Source organism: Streptococcus pluranimalium (genome assembly GCF_047785705.1).
Classification (GTDB): Bacteria; Bacillota; Bacilli; order Lactobacillales; family Streptococcaceae; genus Streptococcus; species Streptococcus pluranimalium_A.
Map to the genome: position 1 here is coordinate 1 of NZ_JBLOJV010000097.1, position 879 is coordinate 879.

The 879-nt window shown below is 37.7% G+C and carries 2 pseudogenes; one reads left to right on the forward strand and one right to left on the reverse strand.

The features are described from left to right. Window positions 1-154, forward strand: a pseudogene (locus ACMZ6Z_RS09485) (IS30 family transposase); the annotation flags it as partial. A 99-nt stretch (window positions 155-253) separates the two neighbouring features. Here the strand turns inward: ACMZ6Z_RS09485 and ACMZ6Z_RS09490 are convergent. Next, window positions 254-862 (reverse strand): annotated as a pseudogene (locus ACMZ6Z_RS09490) (IS630 family transposase); the annotation flags it as partial. Window positions 863-879: the final 17 nt, after the last annotated feature.

An 879-nucleotide genomic window follows, 5' to 3' on the forward strand; every position in this document is an offset into this window, starting at 1 on the left:
TCTTCTTTAAAATGGATAATGTTGTCTCAAAGGCTTTCAAGAAGGGACAGCACCTCAATCACATCATTGCCTCAAATAATTTAGGGTTTCTCGTGCCAGTGTTTATCGCTACGCCAAAAAGAGAGGTCTGACCGTAAGACCCATTGATTTTCCACCTGCAGGAGAAAAATTCTGGACATTTCTTTGACCTGATAACAGAAACTCTATTTCATCTCAATAAACCTTTCAACACGGCTCTTATACTCAACCAAAATCAAAAATAGATGTCGGAGGTCCATTTCCTCTTAACAATTGATTTCAATACCGACCAATGCAATCCTTGAATGACTTCTTGTAACTTATCAATAACTTCTTCTAAAGTCTTAAAAGCCTTTTTTTTGAAACCACGTTTACGAATTTCTGCCCATACTTGCTCAATTGGATTCATCTCTGGTGTATAGGGAGGAATGAAAGCAAAAGTCATGTTTGTAGGAACTTCCAAAGCTTTAGACTTATGCCAAATGGCATTGTCCATCACTAACACAATGTAATCATCAGGGTAAGCTAAAGACAAATGCTTTAAAAATTCAGTCATCCATGCAGTATTACAAGCCCCGGCAATCAAAAAGAAAGATTCACCGGTATGAGCATCCACAGCTCCATAACAATAACCGTATTCTCTGATATGGTGGCTGTTTACCGTTGGACGCATTCCTTTTGGTGCCCAGCATTTTCCTAATTTACTAATTCGTCCAAATCCCGCTTCATCTTGATACATCAACCGTACCTTTTTATAACGTCTGCTGCATTTAAAACGCTTTCTTATCTTCTTGAATAAAGATTTTATTTTTAGACGCAACAATTGTTTGAGCGTCTGCTTTTTTAGAACCTGTATTCACA